Source organism: Ignatzschineria sp. PL_is040, from assembly GCF_055813795.1.
On the sequence record NZ_JBVPGU010000001.1, the window covers coordinates 131,005 to 152,011 of the forward strand.

Below are 21,007 nucleotides of genomic sequence, written 5' to 3' on the forward strand. Positions count from 1 at the left end.
ACTCTTAAGGCCTACTACTTAAACCTTAAGAGTATTTTTTATGGGTGGATTTACCCTAGAGTTTGAGTTGATCTCTCTTGATGACGTTTTTTTGCTGCTTAATAGAGTAGAAGATCACAAGAAGAATCAGAAAAGGAATGCCAAATTTTAGGGTGGAATGAAAGATATCGGTAAACCATGTCGTGATAGTGATAGCTATGATTGCCCCTAAACCGAGTAATGTACCAATAGGATATCCCGGCATCTTAAATTTTAATTGAACCTTTTCTCGTCTCATCGCTCTTCTAAAGAAGAGGTGAGTAAAGAAGATCATTCCCCAGGTAAAGAGTGCACCAAACATAGAGAGAGCAATCATAATGGGAAATGCAGTATCGGGATTAAAGGTATGGACAATCGCTGCAACGGCAATACCACTTGCGGAGAGCGCTAATGCATGCATTGGCACCCCATTTTTATTAATTGTCCCAAAAACTTTAGGCGCATCCCCAGCACGTGAGAGGCTAAACATCATTCTTGTAGAGATGTAGAGCATACTATTCATCGCTGAAAGCGCAGCGATAATGACGATAAAGTTTAAGATGCTATCAGCAAAGGGAACATTGAAGGATTGCATTACAGTTACAAATGGGCTAGTTGCTTCTGGGGTAATTAAACTCTTCCATGGCACCAACATAATAATAAGGGCAAGGGAGAGGATATAGAAGATAAAAAGACGCATCAATGTAGCTTTAAAGGCATGACGAACTGCTTTTTCAGGATCTTCCGCTTCTCCTGCTGCAACTGCAATCATTTCAATACTAAGATAGCTGAAGATAGAGATAATGACACCGATCCAGACACCAGAAAAGCCATTAGGGAAGAAGCCATCATCTCCGATCAAATTCTCTTTTACTTCAGCGCTATTTTTAAAGCTTACAATAACGCCAATTGCCATAATGATAAAGGCGATAATTGCAAAGACTTTGATGGCTGAGAACCAATATTCCACTGATCCAAATGCTTTAACACTATATGCATTTACATAGATGAGTGCGGTAGAAAAGAGAACTATCCAGATCCAAGCAGAGATGTCGGGGAACCAAAATTTCATATAGTCGGCAACTGCGGTAACCTCAGTCCCTACCGCTAAGACGATACAGGCCCAATAGCTATAACGAATGAGAAAGCCAGCTAAAGGATGAACATAATGTTCTGCATAAGCCCCAAATGAACCTGAGGTAGGATGTTGAACGGTCATCTCAGCTAAGCACCCCATTAAGAGGAGAGCGATAACACCCCCAATTGCATAACTAACAATAACACCAGGGCCTGCAAAAGCGATAGCGAATTTGCTACCGAGGAAGAGTCCTGTACCAATAGCACCACCGATAGCGATCATCGCCATCTGCTTGCCGGTTAATTTTTTATGAAGACCTGCTTCACGAGCTTGAATTTTATCAAAGCTACTCATTGTATCCTCCTAAGATCTTATATGATGACGATCTTAAATTCCTCTGTTTTTGATGGTGGCTGATAACTTCTGCCATTTTTATTCTTTTTGTTCTTGTTATTCTTTTACTAAGAAGTACCCCATTTTTCTGCCATTAGCTATCTCTTTCGATTTTAATCCTATTTGGCTCTTAAAGTTTACTTTTGTTGATAGATAGTGGCCGCTATTGTCGATTAGGGTTAATAAAATTGATATGAATCAGCCGATATGAACCAATCGATATGGCGTCAGTTTCATCTGTCTCGACAATAGCGCATGATGAGATATGAACTTAGGTCACATCTCCCCTTTGTTGATAACGAGGATTCTCCCACTCTCTATTTTCAAATACCGCCTTAATATGGGCGACAGCATTCCAAATATCGCTATAGCTGAGATAAAGTGGTGTTACACCAAAGCGCATTACCTCAGGCTCACGATAATCACCAATAACACCGCGGGCAATAAGAGCTTGAATGACGGCATACCCCTCTTTATGTTCAAAGCTAACATGGCTACCACGATAGTGATGATCTAAAGGTGTAATCAGTTTTAAACCATATTGATGACACTCTTGCTCAACTAGTTGGATAAAGAGATCGGTAAGGGCCAATGACTTTTTACGAATCTCCTCCATATCTGTCTGTAGGAAGATATCGACACCTGATTCAATGAGTGACATGGAGATAATTGGTTGTGTTCCACATAGATAGCGACGAATGCCCGATGCTGCCTCATACTTTACAGCCATATCAAATGGGCGTTCATGCCCCCACCAGCCAGAGAGAGGTTGCCAAAAGCGAGTTTGATAACGAGGATGAACCCAGAGCATTGCGGGGGATCCAGGGCCACCATTGAGATATTTATAGGTACAGCCAACAGCAAAATCGGAATCACTGCCATTAAGATCGATGGGAACTGCACCGATAGAGTGACAAAGATCCCAGATCACTAATGCGCCTTTCTCATGTGCGATTCTATTTGTTTCTGCCATATCATAGAAGTAGCCGGTACGGTAATTGACATGAGAGAGAACAATAGCGGCCGTCTCTTCATCAATTGTATGGGCGAGATCATCAGGATGATCAATCAGCTCAATGCGATAACCGCGATCTAAAAATTGGGTAAACCCTTGGATAATATAGAGATCTGTTGGGAAAGAATCTCTTTCGGCAATAATGACTTTACGTTGAGGATTCTTCTCTTCTTGAATATGGATCGCGCTCGCTAATACTTTGAAGAGATTGAGGGAGGTTGTATCGGTAATGACAGTCTCTCCTGTTTTGGCACCGACAAGTTGACCTACTTTATCCCCTAAGCGTGTCGGAAGATTCCACCAATCATTGCTATTCCAACTATTGATAAGATCATTTCCCCACTCTTTCATAATCACTTCTGCTGCGAGTGCTTCTGCTGATTTCGGACGGGCACCGAGAGAGTTCCCGTCGAGATAGATAACGCCTTCTGGAAGCGCAAATTGTTCCTTAAAGTGGGCTAATGTATCGTTCTGATCATGCTGCAGACAATCTTGAAGTGTGATCATAATATTCTCCTTGGTACTTTAGTTGTTTTATCGATTACTTTCTATTATTTTTTTACTATTTTTACTATTTTTACTATTTTTACTATTTTTACTATTTTCACTGTTTTTTAATAGTATTTAAATTATGTTATTGATCGCTTTACTGTTTATCTATAAATGATTAGTATGATTTTTATGATTTATCCATAAATAATTTATTTATAAATGGTGAGAGTATTAGCTCTATCCCCACCCCATCTATTTTTAGAAAGCTTATTAAAAAAAGCTTACTAAAACTGGCGATCATTAATTAGTGTTAGCCCTCATTTACAGTGCCTTGTCGACATTTTTTGGCTGATATTATTATCCATTTTCTTGATTTAAATCGCGTGATTTTTCAAAATCAAATAATGAATAATTAACGAAAATTTAATCACCTTTTAGTCGTTTATTGATCATTTTAATCATATCTTCTAATTTATCTTCCATTTTATTCTCTTTTAAGAATTGCAGTTCCAATTTAGCACGAAGTTTAATGAATTTTATTGCAAATAAATAACTCAGAAAACTATTTTTTAGAATTAAATGCGGTAAGATGAGATAAAAAGAGAGGAGATTCTAAATGAAACTAGACGAAATAGATTTAAAGATTTTACGTGCACTGAAGGATGATGGTCGATTATCGAATCAAGATTTAGCTGAAAGAATATCGCTTTCCCCTTCAGCGTGTCATCGAAGAGTTAAAGAGCTTGAAAATAGTGGGATTATTAAGGGATATCGCGCTGTTTTAGATGAGAAGAAGCTAGGTAGAGAGATTGAAGCCTTTGTTGAGATAGGTCTTATGCATCTCGATGAATCGGGTCATCAACATTTTTGTGATCACATAGCGACACTCCCTGAGGTCATTAATGCTTATATCATCACTGGAGAGTCAAATTATCTGCTTCATGTGAGAACCAATAATTTCTCCACTTTCTCCTACTTCATTACTCATAAATTGAATAAGATCTCCGGCATTATTAAGATCCATTCAAAGATTGTGATTAGTGATGTTAAGAAGATGTAGAAACAGGTCGTTAGAAGTAGATAGTTAGAGACAGATAAGTAGAGCCCGAAAGAGTAAATTTTATTGATCTACTCTTTCGGGCTCATAGTTTATGGGGTAATAAGAGGGTTATGGAATAAGAGAAACCTTATTGTGATAAGGTTTAAGCTTCGTGAGCAATCTTCTCAAGATATTGATTGATAGCATCCGATTCATACATCCAGTTTACCGTACCATCACTATTTTCAATGCGAAGGCAGGGGACTTGACGTTTTCCACCTTGTGTCAGTAATTCTTCTGCAAACTGTGCATTATCCTTTGCATCTCTCAATTCAATATTGAGATTGAGTCTTTTAATGGTGCGACGCACTTTAACGCAGAAAGGGCACATGTGGAATTGATAGAGTGCAAGATGAGCTGTTTTTTGATCCATCTTTGCTTGCGCTTCCGCTGATCGTTTAACGGGAGTAGGGGCAAAAGTACTATCAAAAAAGAGAATTGCTTTACCTAGAATATTACGTATCAGTTTCATATTAAATCCTTTTATAATAACTCTATTAACATGGTTCCGTAAGGAGAGATAGAGAAGGGATGGCGAGAAGAGGCCAAAATAGAGAAGGGCTTAGTGTATCAAGCTTTCCGAGAAATGAGAAACGGAGAAATGGTGAAAGAGGGAAGTCAAAATGGGGGTTATGTCCTGTAAGCTTCTGTTTGGATCATCTCTATTTAGATCATCTCTACTCAGGTCATCTCTCAAGCACGGTGATGATCACGCAACCAGCGATCGAGACTATTACTGAAGTTTTGGCGATCTCGTTGATTGAGCGGTTCAGGGCCTTTGGTCTGTATCCCACTACCACGAAGTAATTCATTAAAATCTCGCATGGCAAGTTTGGCATTGATGCTTCCTAAATCATAAAAATCTCCACGAGGGTTAAGGGCAATCCCCCCTTTATCGAGAACATCTTTCGCTAATGGGATATCGGCTGTGATGATGAGATCATCTTTCTCTGTTATTGCGACGATTCGTTGATCCGCTACATCAAACCCTGATAGGACCTGTATCGCTTGAAGGTATGGGGAGCGGGGTAATTTTGTGGGCTGATTGGCAATAAAGATCACCTTGATCTTCTCGCGAATTGCCGTTCGACAGAGAATCTCTTTTAATACATTGGGGATAGCATCAGCATCTACTAAAATTTGTGCCATTTTGATCGCCCTCTTAATCTCTATTTTTATAATTTGTCTTGGGGGAGTGAATAACTCACTATAAAGTAAAAGAGCCCTTTGGATGAAGAGCTCTTTATATCGTTACTATCTTTTCATTTTTGTTTAGCGAACAATCATGATGTCGCAAGTTGAGTGGCGAACGGTGCTTTCAGAGACAGATCCAACAAACATTCTCTCTACCATGCCGTAACCTGTTGCCCCCATGACAATAAGATCCGCATTCACTTCAGGAGCGATCTTCTTAGCGATCACTGATCTTGGTGAGCCTTCTTTCTTCAATGTTGCGATATCTGTAAGTCCAGCATCTTTTGCTTTTTGCTCTGCATCTGCAAGAATTTTTTTCGCATTATCTTCTGCATACTCTTCAAGTGGCTCACGGTAAGCAATCGCTAATGAATATGAGCGAACATCAATAACGTGAGCAATCACTAACTTGCTTGTATAGAGCTTTGCTAATTCAATTGCACGATCGAGTGCTTTAAGAGAAGCGTCAGAACCATCAACAGGGACTAAAATCGTTTTATATTGTTTACTCATATTAAACTCCTAATATTGGGTTGAGGCTAAAGATAGATCGATATTATGTATCAACATTGTCTCGGATACTCGGGTAACGAATAATAGAGACTTTATATCAAACACTTAATATCAAGTATTATATTTGCCACTTTCTTTTAAGTTATTCTTTTAGGTTATTTATTGATTCAATAGCTTAACGAGCGATCCTTAAAAGGTGCTATTGATGCGCTCTTCTCGACTATTAATCATTTTCATTATACCCAACTTAATGATTATTTACAGAAGATTAAAAATAGAAATAGCGACCAAGATCAATGCAATTTTAGAAGTGATTAACGGCGATAGTCGATCTTCTCTTCTGATTGAAGGTAGATGTGCGTTTCCGGCAACGTTGTTGTCGCTATAATCTTACCTCTACGGATAGAGTAGCGGGTTGGAACCTGGCGTCTTAAGGCATCAAAACCATTCTCTGCAGGAAGAATTAAGCAGTTTGCATCGAATCCCTCTTCAATACCATATTTTTCTAGATGAAGTACCTTCGCGCTATTGTTGGTAATAAGATCTAAACCATTATTGAGTTCAGGATATCCCATCATCTGTCCAACATGCATTCCCATATGAAGAACTTGTAACATATTCGCCGTTCCAAGTGGGTACCAAGGATCAAAAACATCGTCATGACCAAAAGCAACATTGAGTCCTGCTTTTAAGAGCTCCTTAACGCGCGTCATCCCTCTACGTTTAGGGTAACTGTCGAAACGACCTTGTAGATGAATATTGACTAATGGATTGGCAACAAAATTGATTTTTGAGAGACGGAAAGCGCGAAAGAGGCGAGATGTATATGCATCATTATAAGAGCCCATCGCAGTTGTGTGGCTCGCTGTGACTCTCTCTCCTATTTCATCACGATAAGCAAATGCAGCAACAGATTCAACAAAGCGAGATTGCTCATCGTCGATCTCATCACAATGGATATCGATGAGGCGATCATATTTTTTAGCAAGTAAGAAGAGGTACTCTAATGATTGCACACCATATTCACGCGTAAATTCAAAGTGAGGGATTCCACCGACAACATCGGCTCCCATCTTTAATGACTCTTCAAGAAGTGCTTTACCTTGGGGAAAGGAGAGAATCCCCTCTTGTGGGAAGGCTACAATCTGGAGGTCGATAAATTCTTTTACCTCTTCTTTAAGCTCTAGCATCGCTTCTAATGCAACTAATGAAGGATCAGAGATATCGACATGAGTTCTAACATGTTGAATACCATTAGCGATCTGCCATTTTAATGTTTTTAATGCTCGAGTTTTAACATCTTCATGATTTAAAAGTGCTTTTCGTTCTGCCCAACGCTCAATACCTTCAAAGAGTGTTCCGGAGATGTTCCATTTCGGTTCCCCAGCCGTTTGGGTGGTATCGAGATGAATATGGGGCTCGATAAATGGGGGAATTAGTAAACCCTCTTCTGCATCTATCTTTTTGATCGATTCAGAGATCTCAAGAGGCTCATCTTGAGGCACAATTTTTGCAAACTTTCCATCAGCAATAATCACTTTCCAGAGTCCGGCATAATCACGAAGACGGGCATTTTCAATCAGTAGTTGCATCTTGCTTACTCCTATTTAATATGGTTTTTAGCACCTAATGTTTTCTCAAGAAGTGTATAGGTGATTAACGATGCGATCACAGAATTTAGAGGAACTATGCCTCCGAGAAGATAACTTGCTAAAACGCCGGCAATTACGGCGATAATCGCATTCCAATTCATAAAGATGGCATTCATCTCTGTAATCTGCTCATACCGTTTTCTCTGCATGAAGAAGTCGGCGATCAAGATTGTTCCAACGGGAGGAATCGCAGATGATAAAAAGATGAGTCAGTCGACAAAGTTATTATAGAGCCATAGTGAACTAATGGTACCGATAAATCCTAAAATCATAGAGAGCTTGCGACTAGAGATCCCCGTGATGCTTGAAAAGCCCAGTCCTGATGCATAGAGTGCATTATTAGTCGTCCAGATGTTGAGTCCTAAAATAAGAATTGCCGGGATAATTAAGCCTTGGATCAGCATTACATCAAAAATATCAGCTTTTCCTAGGGCTAAGGTGCCAATAGCACCAAAAATAAACATGAGAGAGTTACCGATAAAGAAAGTGAGTACTGCGGCAATAATGGCTGTTTTAGCATTGCGCCCAAAGCGAAGAAAATCTGCTGTTAATGTGCCGGCACTAATAAAAGAGCCAATAACAATACTCAGAGCGCTTGCCATAGTGAGTGGATCAGTTGGTTCAACAGCGGCAAGCGCTTGAACGCCACCAACAGAATCGACCGCTTCCCAGACAGAATAGATTCCCAAGATGCTCATTGAGGGGACGGCTAAAATTGAGAGTGCCGCAATTGCGCCGATACCAAAATACATAGTTCCTGTCATCAATGCTCCGGCAATGGCGATCAAAAGATAGAGGTTGATGCCGGCTACTTCACTAACGGGAATAACAAACATTGCGACACCAACACCAAACCAGCCAACTTGTGTGCCAGCAAGAAGTAGAGAGGGGAGCCAAGCCCCACGACGACCAAAAGCGTAGCGCGCTAAAAGATGAGTTGTTAACCCCGTTTTGACACCAATATAGCCTAAAAATGCGGTATAGATCGCTAAAAATGAGTTACCAATTAAGATCGCGATAAAGAAGTTATTGAGATTCAAGCCCGCTCCTACACGGCCACCCGCTAGCATACTTGCTGAGAAGAAGGTAAGGCCTAGCATAATAAAGGAGAGGGAGATGAGACTTTTTCGTTGTTCTAGAGGGACAATACCTTGGCTATAGTTGATATCTTGAGGTTGAGACATCGATGGGACTCCATGAATGATTGATAAAATAAAGTTCTATGAATTATAGGTCTGTTTTGTCCAATTGGGAGTAATCACTATTTTGATTCGCCTCTTTTGTGCGTACAAAACTTTCCCATAATAGATCTTTTTTTTAAAAAGAGAAGTAAATAGCTAGATATTAGACACTTATCTTAAGTGAGTTTAAGTAGTTTAAGTAAGTTTAAATAAATAGATAGAGATAAAAAAAGAGATCTAACCTCTATATATGAGTATTAGATCTCTCTATCATGACTATTTTAATATTTAAAAGGTAATTTTAAAAAGGTAATTTTTTGGGAAATTAAAATTACTTAGAGATATGCGCTACTAAGTCGAGAACTTTGTTAGAGTAACCGATCTCATTGTCATACCAAGATACAACTTTAACAAAAGTATCAGTTAAAGCGATACCCGCTTTTGCATCAAAGACAGAGGTGCATACTTCACCTAAGAAGTCTGTTGATACAACTGCATCTTCGGTATAGCCTAAAACACCTTTTAACTCACCTTCTGCCATCTCTTTCATTTTTGCGCAGATTTCATCATAAGTTGCAGGCTTCTTCAAGTTAACCGTTAAGTCAACAACAGAAACGTTAGGGGTTGGAACGCGGAAAGACATACCGGTTAATTTACCGTTAAGTTCAGGGATAACAACACCCACAGCTTTAGCCGCACCTGTTGATGAAGGGATGATATTTTGTGATGCACCACGGCCACCTCTCCAATCTTTAGCAGAAGGACCATCAACCGTTTTTTGAGTCGCGGTTGTTGCGTGAACTGTCGTCATAAGACCTGATTCAATACCCCAAGTATCGTTAAGTACTTTAGCGATAGGTGCTAAGCAGTTTGTTGTACATGATGCATTTGAAACGATATCTTCGCCTTTATAGGTGTTTTCATTAACACCGATAACAAACATTGGTGTCTTATCTTTTGAAGGGCCCGTCATTACAACTTTTTTAGCGCCTGCTGTAATATGTTTACGTGCTGTTTCATCAGTTAAGAAGAGGCCCGTTCCTTCTACAACAACATCAACATTGATCTCATCCCACTTAAGGTTTTCTGGATCTCTTTCAGATGTAACGCGGATCTTCTTGCCATTGACCACTAAGTGATCATCTTCAACTTCTACTGTGCCATTGAAACGACCATGTGTAGAGTCATATTTGAGCATATAAGCCATGTAATCAACATCGATTAGATCATTGATTCCAACCACTTCAATATCGTTGCGTTCGCATGCTGCACGAAAAACAAAGCGACCAATACGACCAAAACCATTAATACCAACACGAATTGCCATGATGTATCTCCTTTTGAGAGTCAATTTACAGATTAGATAGTTTACGTATGATAACTGAATAATTGCGATTTTCTACTTTCACTTCTCATTGCGCAATTATGCAATTATGTCACTAAACAGTTGTAACTACCTAATAGGCTGTAATAGAGGTTAAAATAAGAATAAAAAACCAAAATAAAAATCGGAATGAAAATAAAAGCTATAACATCAGAATAGATTTATAAAGTTAAGATATTAGCGATAGAAGACCCTAAGTAATAAAGCTTTTAATTGAAGGCTTCAAATAGGGTCTTCAGTAAGAGTTTAACGATAATTTCTTATTAATCTCAATCTATTCTACCTAATTTAATCTTGATAGTTCTTGATGAAGTCAAGAAGTAGTGGAACAGGACGTGCTGTTGCCCCTTTTTCTTTACCCGAAGTCCATGCCGTTCCGGCAATATCAAGGTGAGCCCAAGGGTAATCTTCTACAAAGCGCTCAAGGAAACAAGCTGCGGTAATTGATCCTGCACCGCGACCACCACTGCTAATATTCCCCATATCAGCAAAGTTGGAATCGAGCATGGGTTGGAAGATATGATCCCAAATAGGGAATTCCCACACGTAATCACGAGTTGTCTCTGCGGACTCTTTTAACTTATTGCTAAGAGAATCATTATTACTAAAGAGTCCTGATACCTCATGACCTAATGCCACGATAATTGCACCTGTTAATGTTGCAATATCGACAATCGCTTTAGGTTTAAATTGTGTTGCGTAGGTTAGGGCATCACAGAGAATGAGACGGCCTTCAGCATCAGTATTGAGAATCTCAATTGTCTGACCAGACATTGAAGTAACAACATCCCCCGGTTTTACAGCTTTGCCAGATGGCATATTCTCTGTTGCTGGGATTAGGCCAATCACATTCGCTTTTAAGTTGAGCTCAGCAAGTGCTCTGAAAGTTCCTAATACAGAAGCTGCACCACCCATATCGTACTTCATCTCATCCATCGCCGCGCCCGGTTTAAGTGAGATGCCTCCCGTATCAAAAGTGACCCCTTTACCGACTAAAGCGATAGGTGCCTCATCTTGCATCTCATCATGGATATATTCGAGTACAATAAAGCGAGGTTTCTCTTTTGAACCTTGTGCTACTGCGAGAAAAGCACCCATTCCTAATTTCTTGATATCATCTTTATTGAGAACGGTTGCTTTGATGCTTGGGTATTTTTCTGCAAGTTTTAGCGCAGCTTCGCCAAGATCTTTAGGTGTCATCATATTTGCCGGCATGTTAGCTAATGTTTTTGTTAAAGACATACCGTTAACTAATGCTTGGCCATAGGCAACTGCTTCTGCAATACCTGCTTCTTCATTGCTATCTAAAATTGTAATTGTTTTGAGCTCTAGCGCTTTAACTTTCTCTTTTTTCTCAGCTGCAAATTGATAGAGGACATCGCCGATAGATTGGATGAGTGCTGGAATTGAGGTTGCTTTACGCTTGCAATTTTCGAGTAATGCAAAGGTAGCATCTTTTGCAGGGGTTGATTTAATCCAGCGAGTTGCAGCCGAAACAGCTTTACGCATAATGTCGATATTATATTTCTCTTCTTGCCCAAGACCGACCACTAATAGGCGCTTAGCTTTGATAGCGTTTAATCCAAGAAGTGGAAGTACTTCTCCCATTTTGCCGCTAATATCGCCACTCTCTACTAATCTTCCTAATTCTCCATTTAAGAGAGTATCTAATTTCTCTGCTGTCGCAGTTAGTTTCCCTTCAAAAGCGCCGACAACAAGACAATCAGTCTGATGTTGGTCGAGGGCGCTATGTGCTGCGTGAAAAGTCATTTTATTGATATTCATAATATTCCTTTAAACAATCCTTGAGAGGTAACTCTTTTGTGGAAGACTTTTAGTCTATCTCAATGAAGAGAATCTTACTCTTCCTTCAACGAACCTCTAAGATTTTGCTTGTTGCGATTTTAATAGGGTCGTTAAAGAGTAACGCGGTTAAGAGATCTGTTCTTTGTTAATGGTCAAAATATGTAACATAGAAATTATCTACTGTTGCTAATGGGATTATGTGGCTTTAATTTCTATATTCAACTGGTAAGTTATTTAATTGTACAAATAGGCATTATACGGATAGGTATTGTACAAATTGTAGAGATGGGAAGTCAGTGAGAAGAGGGTAGATAGAGAAAGAGAGATCGACATTGAGTTGATCTCTCTTTTAGGTCTTACTACTCTGCGACAACTAAACGTCCACGTAAGGAGTTAGGTTGAGCTTCTGTAATAATTACATCACAGAAGTGGCCAATGAGTGAGCTAGGCGCTTCAAAGTTCACGACACGATTATTTTCGGTTCTTCCAGCAAGTTCTTTCGGGTTATTGCGGGATGGGCGATCAACTAAAATGCGTTGAACGGTGCCGACCATCGATTGTGAAATAGCGTTTGCCTGCTCAGTTAACTTTGCTTGAAGGCGGGCAAGGCGCGCTTTTTTCTCTTCTAAAGAGACATCATCGGGTAGATTGGCCGCTGGTGTTCCCGGTCTTGCTGAGTAGATAAAACTAAATGAATGATCGTAATGGATATCCTCTACGAGTTTCATTGTTGCCTCAAAATCTGCCTCACTCTCTCCAGGGAAGCCGACGATAATATCGGTGGAGATAGAGATATCTGGGCGAATTGCACGGAGCTTCTTAATTTTGGCTTTATACTCTAATACCGTATGGTTTCGTTTCATCATCATCAAAATATGATCTGATCCTGATTGAACAGGAAGATGGAGATGAGAGACAAGCTTTGGAACACGCGCATAAGCTTCAATTAGGCGATCATTAAAGGCAATTGGATGAGAGGTGGTATAGCGAATTCTCTCAATACCTTCAATCTCAGCGACATACTCAATAAGAAGTGCCAGATCTCCAATTTTGCCATCGGGCATCTCACCTTGGTAATCATTCACATTTTGCCCAAGGAGTGTAACTTCACGAACCCCTTGTTCAGCAAGTGACGCGATCTCTCCAAGCACATCAATAAAGGGGCGCGAGATCTCTTCGCCACGCGTATAGGGGACAATACAGAAAGAGCAATATTTATTACATCCTTCCATAATTGAGACAAATGCGGTAACGCCTTCAGCGCGAGGCTTAGGAAGGTGGTCAAATTTCTCAATTTCAGGGAAAGAGACATCGACCTGAGTCCCATTGCCTTGCCAAACGTCATTGAGCATTTTGGGGAGGCGATGGAGCGTTTGAGGACCAAAGATAATATCAACAAAGGGGGCGCGCTTCTTAATCGCTTCCCCTTCTTGTGATGCCACACATCCGCCAACAGCGATCACAATGTGAGGGTTCTCCTCTTTATGTTTGCGCCAACGACCTAATTCAGAGAAGACTTTCTCTTGTGCTTTTTCACGAATTGAGCAGGTATTGAGTATAAAAAGGTCTGCTTCTTCAATCTTGTCGGTCTGTTCTAAGTTGCAAAATGCTTTGAGTGAGTCTGCCATCTTCTCTGAGTCATACTCATTCATCTGGCAGCCCTGGGTTTGAATATAAAATTTCTTATATTGTACTGTGGACATAACTAGTTATAAATCTCGCAAGTTTGTAGATATCGATCGATGATCCCGATAATTTTTAACGCTCTATTTTAGCCTATTTCTCTAATAACTTCAGGTTAGTTTGTTGGCGATTTCTGATCTGTTTTGTCTGTTATCGCTTTGGACACTCAATTGTGGTTGTTGGAGATAGAGGCTCACCTTTTACAATTTAGCCCTCTTGAATCCAGATATAACTTGCCATGCGTCCCGACTTAACGCCATCTCGGCGATAAGAGTAGAAGAGGGCGGGATCTGAGTAAGTACAAAGATCCCCTCCATAAATTTGTGTTTCAGGGACACCTAGATTCTTTAAACGTAATTTTGCGAGTTGATAGATATCAGCAAGATACTTTCCGTTATTGGGAGAGGGGATAAATAGTGAAGGGTGATCTCTCTCTACATTGCTGATATTTTTCAGTAGGGTATTGCGATATTGAAAGGCGGATTTCACCTCAGGACCAATCTCAAATGCTTTTTGGGAGATTGCAGGGCCTAGCCAGACAAAGAGATCGTCACTTTTTTGCTTTAAAGCGTGAACACTATTCTCAATAATATCCATTAAGAGCGAGCGCCACCCAGCATGAATAGCGGTCACAATACTCTCTTCTCGATTAGAGATGAGGATTGGCAAGCAATCTGCGGTTAAAATCATTGCCGGTTGATTGAGCTTACTGGTGTAAGCTGCATCAGCGCCGGCACCATTCCACTCTGGTAAAATGGGGACGCAGAGATTGGAGTGAATTTGGGTCAATGAGAAGTGGATGCCGGGAATCTTAAAGGTCTCTCTGAGGCGCTCTCTATTAGTCAATACATCTTCACGCCGGTCAGAGGAGCTTAAACTCAAATTGAGTCCTGCGAAATCGCCTTGAGAAACGCCTCCTTTGCGCGTTGTTGTAAAAGCCTTTATTCGTTGGGAGAGGGGCCAGTTCGGAGCAACAACTACGATACCACTCTCTTCTTTAATGATCTTGCTGCTCATAAGCGATACTCTCCTCTCGAATGGCATCTACTAGATTTTTGAGATCATTAGGCCAAGGTTGCTCAAAGAAGAGGGTCTCTCCTGTGCGGGGATGTTCGAAGGAGATCGAGTAGGCGTGGAGTGCCTGACGTTTAAATCCTCTTAAGACATTTTCAGCGTGTTGCCCAAATTTTTTGGGTATCCGAAGACGTGCACCATAATCACTGTCGCCGACAATAGGATAATTTATATGTTGCATATGGACACGTATCTGATGAGTTCTGCCGGTCTCAATGTTGACCTCTATAAGGGTGTGGGCTCTAAAGCGCTCTTTGACGCGAACATGAGTGATTGCTTCTTTCCCCTCATTATTCCCCTCTTCATCTGTCTCTGTTACCCACATATGTTTCCGGCGATGGGGATTGCGGCCGATAGGAGCATCAATGGTACGTCCCGAGATCATTTCACCAATAACAAGGGCATGATAGATCTTTGTGGGGGTTCTCGCTTTAAATTGCTCAATAAGATTCTCTTCAGCTGCTGCATTTTTTGCAATCACTAAGATGCCGGAGGTCTCTTTATCAAGACGATGTACAATGCCGGCACGACTTAAGTTTGCTAATTCAGGGCAGTGATGGAGGAGCGCATTTGCAAGTGTTCCTTGTTGGTTTCCAGCGCCGGGATGAACCACCATGCCGGCAGGTTTATTAAGTACAATAATGTCATCATCTTCAAAAATAAGATCGAGATCGATCTTCTCGGGGATAATTTCTTCACTATCTGATTGATTTTTTTCGATAGTTAGTTGAATAATATCTTGAGAAGAGACATTATCTCTTGGGCGAGGTACTTCACCATTAAGAAGAACCTGGCCATTCTTAATAAGACGTTGCCCTTGGCTTCGAGATAGATTAGGCTGAAGAAGCGGGAGGATCGCATCAATGCGCTCACCAGCTAGATGTTCGGGGATTGTGATAGTAAAAGTTTCTGACTGTTTCATAATTTATCTGTATAATCTCGAAGAATTAATTCAATTTGTTGGACCTATAGTAATAAAATGAAAGCGAAAACACTAAAAATTTTTATGATACTAATTACTGCTGGCGTTATTTCCGCTTGTGGTTCGACCTCTGCTAAAAAAGATGATAAGTACTACGCTATGACGGGGCAAGATCTTTTAGAAGAGGGTAATAAAAACTTAGAGGGAGCTAGTTACGAGGTTGCGGTTCAACACTACGAAGCGATTGAGGCAAGATTCCCCAATACTAGTCTTGCTGAGCAGGCAAAATTAAATAAGATTTATGCTCACTACCATAATCGTGATCATGATAAAGCTTTAACAGAGATCGATACCTTTATTAGGCTCTATCCATACCATGAGAGTATCGACTATCTCTACTATATGCAAGGTTTGATCAACTTTGATAGAGCAAGATCGATCCTTGATAAATTGCTTCCTCCTGATCGAGCGAAAATTGATCAGAATCAGATGAAGGAGTCGCTTCAATCATTTATGACAGTGATTGAACGTTATCCTGATGGTGACTATGCAGAAGATTCTGCTGAACGTGTCATCTATCTTCGTAACTTATTGGCAGAAGCGGAGATTCATAAAGCAAAATTCTATCTCGATCGTCATGCTTATGTGGGTGCTGCAAATCGCGCACAATATGTTCTTGATAATTATGATGCGACAACATCGGTATCGGATGCTCTCTATATTCAAGCAAAAGCCTATCAAGCGCTCGGTTTAGATGAGCTTTCTCAAAAGAGCCTTGCGGTGTTACTTCACAACTTCCCATATGATAAGCGTCTTGTAGAGTTTGGTTATACTATTACACCTACTGGTGCGGTTTTAACTGAAAGTATTGTTGAAGAGTAGCCGAGTGCGCCTTGTTATGGTGGGCGGTATCTGTAGTATCACTTCTATTTATTCTTAAAAAGAACCCCTTAATAACCCATCCTTTCGATTGACGTTATTAAGGGGTTCTTTGATTTTGTCGTTCTTAAATAGAGTTAGAGTTGTATATTGAGGTGTGCTAAAAATCGCTATCTATCTTCGCTATCTATCTTTTGTTGTCACATTAGTCATCCTATAAGAAGACCTGTGGAGAAGGTATGTGAGAAGTAGAAGGGATGGCAGAGTCAGCGGTAGAGTCGTAAAAACTGATTTTGTTAGAAAAATATTGGGTATAATCTTCTTTATCGCGATGGAGTCTCTTGTTTTTAAGATCACTTATGTGCAATATTGATTGTTTATCTGAATTAGTGCGTGAATAAATGGGTGAATAGATAGGCACTAGCTGTTTAGTAGCTATTGTGATTGATTAAGATTGATTTGTCGTCAAATGAGAGCCGTAGATAAAAATCGAAATTACAGATATTACGGATATTACAGATACGGGTATTGTAGATATTGTAGAGTATTGCAACTATCGAGTAGCGATATGTGTAATTGAAAAGAAACGACGATAAAAAGATAAATCGATAAGTGATAAGCGATAAGAAGATGCAAAAAGATAGTAGACGATATATTAAAGTCTGGATGGAATAGCAATATATGATAGTTTTGACACTCTATAGGTTGTTGTGGTGGGTTCTTTTACCCATTATTATTGTCACTCGGCTTTTTCGAGATTGGCGCTCTCCATTAGGTGTACGTTCCTTTTTGCATCGCTTTGGTTTTCATAAATTGCCGGCAGCTGATCTAGTGATTCATGCTGTTTCATTGGGGGAAGTGCGTGCCGTCACCCCATTAGTTCGAAGATTATTGCAGGAGAAGCAGTGCTCAATTCTTTTCACGGCAACCACTTTAACGGGTAGTGATCAAATTATTCGCACATTTAAGAAAGAGATCGCCTCTGGAGCTCTTTATCACTCCTATCTACCCCTCGATTTTGGTCCTTCTATTTCTCGCTTTCTGGCGCAGGTAAAACCTAAAGCGATCTTAATTATGGAGACCGAGATTTGGCCTAATTTCATCTATCAAGCAGGAAAGCGTCACATTCCTCTACTTATTATTAGCGCATGTCTCTCTGATCGTTCTTATCGTCGTTATCAAAAAATTGCGCCAGCGATGCATCGGCTCTTGAAGTCTGTGGATGTTTTAACACAGACCGATGAAGATACATTGCGCTTTGAAGTTTTGGGGGCGAGATCGGTAGAGCGGATGGGGAATATTAAATATGATCTTACCGTTTCAGATACCCTCTATCAAAAAGTAGAGCCTTTAGTGGCACATCGCTCGCCTCACTCGATCTATTGGATCGCTGCAAGCACTCATGAAGAGGAGGAAGAGATTGTTGTTGAGGCCTATATTAAGGCGCGTCGCCGAGCACCGCATCTTAAATTAATTTTGGTGCCACGCCATCCTGAGCGCTTTCAAGAGGTACGCTATCTATTAGAGGAGTATGCAGATGCGCATGATTTTAAGCTCTCTATTCGTAGTGAGGGGGATCTTTTAACGCTCAATCCAAATGCAGATATTTGGTTGATCGACACTTTAGGAGAACTACTACTCTTCTATCTCTTTGCTGATATTGTGACGGTTGGCGGTAGCTTTGTCCCAATTGGTGGACATAATATCTTAGAGCCGGCCTATTTTGCTAAACCGATTATTGTTGGGCCCCATATGGAGGAGAATCGGGAGACCTTGTTCAACTTTCTCGAAAGTAGAGCATTGATACAGGTAGATGCAGATCAGCTAGCGGAGGTTGTCGTCGACTTTGCAAATGATTCCTCTCTCCGTGAAAGTTACGGCGCTGCCGCACAGAAAACAATGGCTCAAAATCAAGGTGCTATCGAGGTTGTCATGGCAAAGTTGAATGAGCTTCTTGATTAAGTCTTAGATTAAGCTTCATTTTTATCCATCATTGGGGATCATTTGCTAATTCTCAGCCATCTCCTATATACTGCTAAAGTTCTTTGCTAATCCTTCCTCTCTTTCTTCATCTATTTAATGGCCTTTTAATGACCTTTGTAATATGGTCAGCTTCTGGGTGATATCAATAGAGAGAAAGACCTAATAATGAACAACAAATTAGATTGTTGCGATAGTTTTAAGGATAGTTGTTATTGAGTATCAATGAAGCGGGTCTCAAATAGAGTGATCATCAATGGACTTCTCCATGATTAATCTGCATGAGAGGCTATAGGAGAAAGAGGTAGGGTAGCAAATATTTGATAATAAAATAATTTAAGGCAATATTGATCAAACAATTTTAAGTTAGATATTATATATATTCACATACTAATAAGGATAGATAACAAATATGGCAAAATCTAAGATTTTTTATACAAAGACAGATGAAGCGCCAGCGCTTGCAACCTACTCATTTCTTCCGATCGTAGAAGCTTTCACCTCTCCTGCTGAGATCGATATCGAGGTTAAGGATATCTCACTTGCGGGAAGAATCTTAGCGCTTTTCCCTGATCTTCTCGCAGAAGAGCAACGTGTTGAGGATGCTCTTTCAGAGTTAGGTCATTTAACGCAAGATCCTAAAACAAATATTATTAAACTCCCTAATATTTCGGCATCTATTCCGCAGCTGAAGCGTGCAATCGCAGAGTTACAAGCTGCAGGATTTGCAATTCCTGATTTTCCTGAAGAGCCAAAAGATGAGAAAGAGGCAGAAATCAAAGCACGTTATGCGCGTGTGTTGGGGTCTGCTGTCAATCCTGTATTGCGTGAAGGAAATTCAGATCGTAGGGCACCGGCAGCAATTAAGGAATTTGCGCGCAATAATCCGCATTCAATGGGTGAGTGGAAAAAAGATTCAAAAACAGCTGTTGCAACAATGAGTGAAGGGGATTTCTATGGAACGGAGCAATCTGTCACGATCCCTGAAGCAACAGAGTATAAAATCGTCTTTAAAGGAGCGGAGGGTGAGAAAACTCTAAAAGATTATGCGCCCCTATTAAAAGGTGAAATTATCGACTCCTCGGTGATGAATCTTGCTAAATTAAAAGCATTTGTTGCTGAGGCGATTAAAGAAGCAAAAGAGAAAGATGTCCTTCTCTCAGCGCATTTGAAAGCAACGATGATGAAGGTATCAGATCCTATTATGTTTGGTGCGATAGTCGAGGTCTATTTTGCCGATCTGTTTGCACAATATAGCGATCTCTTTAAGGAGTTAGGAGTCGATACCCGTAATGGTCTTGGAGATATCTACGCCAAGATTAAAGGTCATGAGAAAGAGGCGGAGGTGGTTGCAGCAATCGATGCAGCAATTGAGAAAGGTCCACGTCTTGCAATGGTTGATTCTGATAAGGGAATTACCAATCTTCATGTCCCTTCAGATGTTATTGTGGATGCCTCGATGCCGGCGATGATTCGTGCTGGGGGTAAAATGTGGAACCGTGATAATAAAACGGAAGATACCGTCGCTATCATTCCTGACCGTTGCTATTCAGGCGTTTTTGCGGCAACAATTGAAGATTGTATTGCCAATGGTGCCTTAGATCCTCGTACAATGGGTACGGTACCTAATGTTGGTTTAATGGCGCAAAAAGCAGAAGAGTATGGCTCACATGATAAGACATTCCAGGCAGAGGCTGATGGTGTTATCGATGTTGTAGCGAAAGATGGCACAATTTTGATGAGTCAAAAAGTAGAGAAGGGTGATATCTTCAGAATGTGTCAAGCGAAAGATGCACCTATTCAAGATTGGGTAAAATTAGCAGTAACGCGTGCACGACTTTCAGATACGCCTGCTGTTTTCTGGTTAGATCCACAACGTGCGCACGATCGTGAGATGATCAAAAAAGTTGAACGTTACTTAAAAGATCATGATACAAATGGTCTTGATATTCAAATTATGGATCCTATCTCTGCGGCAAAGCATACGTTAAAGCGTATTAGAGAAGGAAAAGATACGATCTCTGTAACAGGTAACGTTCTACGTGATTATTTAACGGATCTCTTCCCTATTCTTGAGCTTGGTACTTCAGCGAAGATGCTCTCAATCGTTCCGTTGATGAAAGGGGGCGGTCTTTTTGAAACAGGAGCAGGTGGTTCTGCGCCGAAGCATGTAGAGCAATTTTTAACTGAAGGATATCTTCGTTGGGATTCTTTAGGTGAGTTTTTAGCATTAGCAGAATCACTTAAACATTTAGGTCGCACTCAGGATAATCCAAAAGCCTTAGTCTTGGCTGATGCGCTTGATCTTGCAAATAGTAAGTTCTTAAAAGAAGATCGTTCACCAGCAAGAAAATTGGGGCAGATTGATAATCGCGGTTCGCACTTCTATCTTGCTCTCTATTGGGCGGAAGCATTAGCAAACCAAGATCAAGATGCAGAGTTAAAAGAGATCTTCACTAAAGTGCATCAAGAATTAGCGGAAAATGAAGCGAAGATTAATGAAGAGTTGATCAGTGCTCAAGGTAAAGCGCAAGACATTGGTGGCTACTATCGTCCAATTGATGAAAAAGCAATTAAAGCGATGCGTCCTAGTGAGACCTTCAATGCTGTTTTAGCGGCGCTTTAATCATCGATCAATAAAAAG

General features: G+C 40.4%; 15 protein-coding genes and 1 pseudogene. 4 read left to right on the forward strand and 12 right to left on the reverse strand.

Annotation, left to right across the window (positions count from 1 at the left end):
• Positions 1-55 precede the first annotated feature (55 nt).
• Together AC0SAP_RS00540 and kynU are read right to left on the reverse strand one after the other, a co-directional pair.
• A complete protein-coding gene (locus tag AC0SAP_RS00540; RefSeq protein WP_473382354.1) occupies positions 56-1,450 on the reverse strand; it encodes an amino acid permease in 1,395 nt (464 codons plus the stop codon).
• Between the two features lie 310 nt (positions 1,451-1,760).
• Positions 1,761-3,011 (reverse strand): kynureninase, encoded by a 1,251-nt coding sequence (gene kynU / locus AC0SAP_RS00545; protein WP_094568204.1) that lies wholly within the window; start codon positions 3,009-3,011, stop codon positions 1,761-1,763.
• Positions 3,012-3,612: 601 nt separating this feature from the next.
• On the opposite strand from kynU, the gene AC0SAP_RS00550 reads away from it, so the two are divergent.
• Entirely contained in the window at positions 3,613-4,056 is a 444-nt protein-coding gene (locus tag AC0SAP_RS00550; protein WP_094568203.1) for an Lrp/AsnC family transcriptional regulator, read from the forward strand.
• Between the two features lie 142 nt (positions 4,057-4,198).
• Here the strand turns inward: AC0SAP_RS00550 and AC0SAP_RS00555 are convergent, their stop codons facing one another.
• From AC0SAP_RS00555 to AC0SAP_RS00600, 10 genes and pseudogenes are all read right to left on the reverse strand, one after another.
• Positions 4,199-4,567, reverse strand: a complete 369-nt coding sequence (locus AC0SAP_RS00555) for a glutaredoxin family protein (RefSeq protein WP_094568202.1) — start codon at positions 4,565-4,567, stop codon at positions 4,199-4,201.
• A gap of 221 nt (positions 4,568-4,788) precedes the next feature.
• The gene (locus AC0SAP_RS00560; protein ID WP_286479012.1) at positions 4,789-5,244 is read right to left on the reverse strand and encodes a YaiI/YqxD family protein; all 456 of its coding nucleotides are present in this window, start codon (positions 5,242-5,244) and stop codon (positions 4,789-4,791) included.
• Positions 5,245-5,367: 123 nt separating this feature from the next.
• Positions 5,368-5,802, reverse strand: coding sequence for a universal stress protein (locus AC0SAP_RS00565; protein WP_473382356.1), 435 nt, complete (start codon positions 5,800-5,802; stop codon positions 5,368-5,370).
• Positions 5,803-6,116: 314 nt separating this feature from the next.
• Complete coding sequence (locus AC0SAP_RS00570; protein ID WP_473382358.1) at positions 6,117-7,394, reverse strand: cytosine deaminase; 1,278 nt, start codon at positions 7,392-7,394, stop codon at positions 6,117-6,119.
• An 11-nt stretch (positions 7,395-7,405) separates the two neighbouring features.
• Positions 7,406-8,638: pseudogene (gene codB, locus AC0SAP_RS00575) on the reverse strand (cytosine permease).
• Between the two features lie 328 nt (positions 8,639-8,966).
• Positions 8,967-9,962: a type I glyceraldehyde-3-phosphate dehydrogenase gene (gap, locus tag AC0SAP_RS00580; protein WP_473382359.1), complete on the reverse strand. Its 996-nt coding sequence runs from the start codon at positions 9,960-9,962 to the stop codon at positions 8,967-8,969.
• Between the two features lie 345 nt (positions 9,963-10,307).
• Positions 10,308-11,804, reverse strand: a complete 1,497-nt coding sequence (locus tag AC0SAP_RS00585) for a leucyl aminopeptidase (protein ID WP_473382361.1) — start codon at positions 11,802-11,804, stop codon at positions 10,308-10,310.
• A gap of 380 nt (positions 11,805-12,184) precedes the next feature.
• A complete protein-coding gene (gene miaB / locus AC0SAP_RS00590; RefSeq protein WP_286479022.1) occupies positions 12,185-13,528 on the reverse strand; it encodes a tRNA (N6-isopentenyl adenosine(37)-C2)-methylthiotransferase MiaB in 1,344 nt (447 codons plus the stop codon).
• Between the two features lie 187 nt (positions 13,529-13,715).
• Positions 13,716-14,525 carry a peptidoglycan editing factor PgeF gene (gene pgeF, locus AC0SAP_RS00595; protein WP_473382362.1) on the reverse strand — a complete coding sequence of 270 codons (810 nt, stop codon included), beginning with the start codon at positions 14,523-14,525 and terminating at the stop codon, positions 13,716-13,718.
• The gene (locus AC0SAP_RS00600) at positions 14,506-15,504 is read right to left on the reverse strand and encodes an RluA family pseudouridine synthase (protein WP_473382363.1); all 999 of its coding nucleotides are present in this window, start codon (positions 15,502-15,504) and stop codon (positions 14,506-14,508) included. The genes pgeF and AC0SAP_RS00600 overlap by 20 nt, the downstream gene beginning before the upstream one ends.
• 84 nt (positions 15,505-15,588) lie before the next feature.
• Between AC0SAP_RS00600 and AC0SAP_RS00605 the strand changes: the two genes are divergently transcribed.
• From AC0SAP_RS00605 to AC0SAP_RS00615, 3 genes are all read left to right on the forward strand, one after another.
• Positions 15,589-16,386 (forward strand): outer membrane protein assembly factor BamD, encoded by a 798-nt coding sequence (locus tag AC0SAP_RS00605; RefSeq protein ID WP_473382365.1) that lies wholly within the window; start codon positions 15,589-15,591, stop codon positions 16,384-16,386.
• Between the two features lie 678 nt (positions 16,387-17,064).
• A complete protein-coding gene (locus AC0SAP_RS00610) occupies positions 17,065-18,345 on the forward strand; it encodes a 3-deoxy-D-manno-octulosonic acid transferase (RefSeq protein WP_473382367.1) in 1,281 nt (426 codons plus the stop codon).
• Positions 18,346-18,775: 430 nt separating this feature from the next.
• Positions 18,776-20,989: an NADP-dependent isocitrate dehydrogenase gene (locus AC0SAP_RS00615; protein WP_473382369.1), complete on the forward strand. Its 2,214-nt coding sequence runs from the start codon at positions 18,776-18,778 to the stop codon at positions 20,987-20,989.
• Positions 20,990-21,007 lie beyond the last annotated feature (18 nt).

Excerpts from the sequence above, each read along its gene's own strand:
- pgeF (WP_473382362.1), bottom strand. The coding sequence starts at position 14,525 with ATGAGCAGCAAGATCATTAAAGAAGAGAGTGGTATCGTAGTTGTTGCT.
- AC0SAP_RS00550 (WP_094568203.1), top strand. The coding sequence starts at position 3,613 with ATGAAACTAGACGAAATAGATTTAAAGATTTTACGTGCACTGAAGGAT.
- AC0SAP_RS00610 (WP_473382367.1), top strand. The coding sequence starts at position 17,065 with ATGATAGTTTTGACACTCTATAGGTTGTTGTGGTGGGTTCTTTTACCC.
- AC0SAP_RS00615 (WP_473382369.1), top strand. The coding sequence starts at position 18,776 with ATGGCAAAATCTAAGATTTTTTATACAAAGACAGATGAAGCGCCAGCG.
- AC0SAP_RS00570 (WP_473382358.1), bottom strand. The coding sequence starts at position 7,394 with ATGCAACTACTGATTGAAAATGCCCGTCTTCGTGATTATGCCGGACTC.
- AC0SAP_RS00600 (WP_473382363.1), bottom strand. The coding sequence starts at position 15,504 with ATGAAACAGTCAGAAACTTTTACTATCACAATCCCCGAACATCTAGCT.
- AC0SAP_RS00565 (WP_473382356.1), bottom strand. The coding sequence starts at position 5,802 with ATGAGTAAACAATATAAAACGATTTTAGTCCCTGTTGATGGTTCTGAC.
- AC0SAP_RS00540 (WP_473382354.1), bottom strand. The coding sequence starts at position 1,450 with ATGAGTAGCTTTGATAAAATTCAAGCTCGTGAAGCAGGTCTTCATAAA.
- gap (WP_473382359.1), bottom strand. The coding sequence starts at position 9,962 with ATGGCAATTCGTGTTGGTATTAATGGTTTTGGTCGTATTGGTCGCTTT.
- kynU (WP_094568204.1), bottom strand. The coding sequence starts at position 3,011 with ATGATCACACTTCAAGATTGTCTGCAGCATGATCAGAACGATACATTA.
- AC0SAP_RS00585 (WP_473382361.1), bottom strand. The coding sequence starts at position 11,804 with ATGAATATCAATAAAATGACTTTTCACGCAGCACATAGCGCCCTCGAC.
- miaB (WP_286479022.1), bottom strand. The coding sequence starts at position 13,528 with ATGTCCACAGTACAATATAAGAAATTTTATATTCAAACCCAGGGCTGC.
- AC0SAP_RS00555 (WP_094568202.1), bottom strand. The coding sequence starts at position 4,567 with ATGAAACTGATACGTAATATTCTAGGTAAAGCAATTCTCTTTTTTGAT.
- AC0SAP_RS00605 (WP_473382365.1), top strand. The coding sequence starts at position 15,589 with ATGATACTAATTACTGCTGGCGTTATTTCCGCTTGTGGTTCGACCTCT.
- AC0SAP_RS00560 (WP_286479012.1), bottom strand. The coding sequence starts at position 5,244 with ATGGCACAAATTTTAGTAGATGCTGATGCTATCCCCAATGTATTAAAA.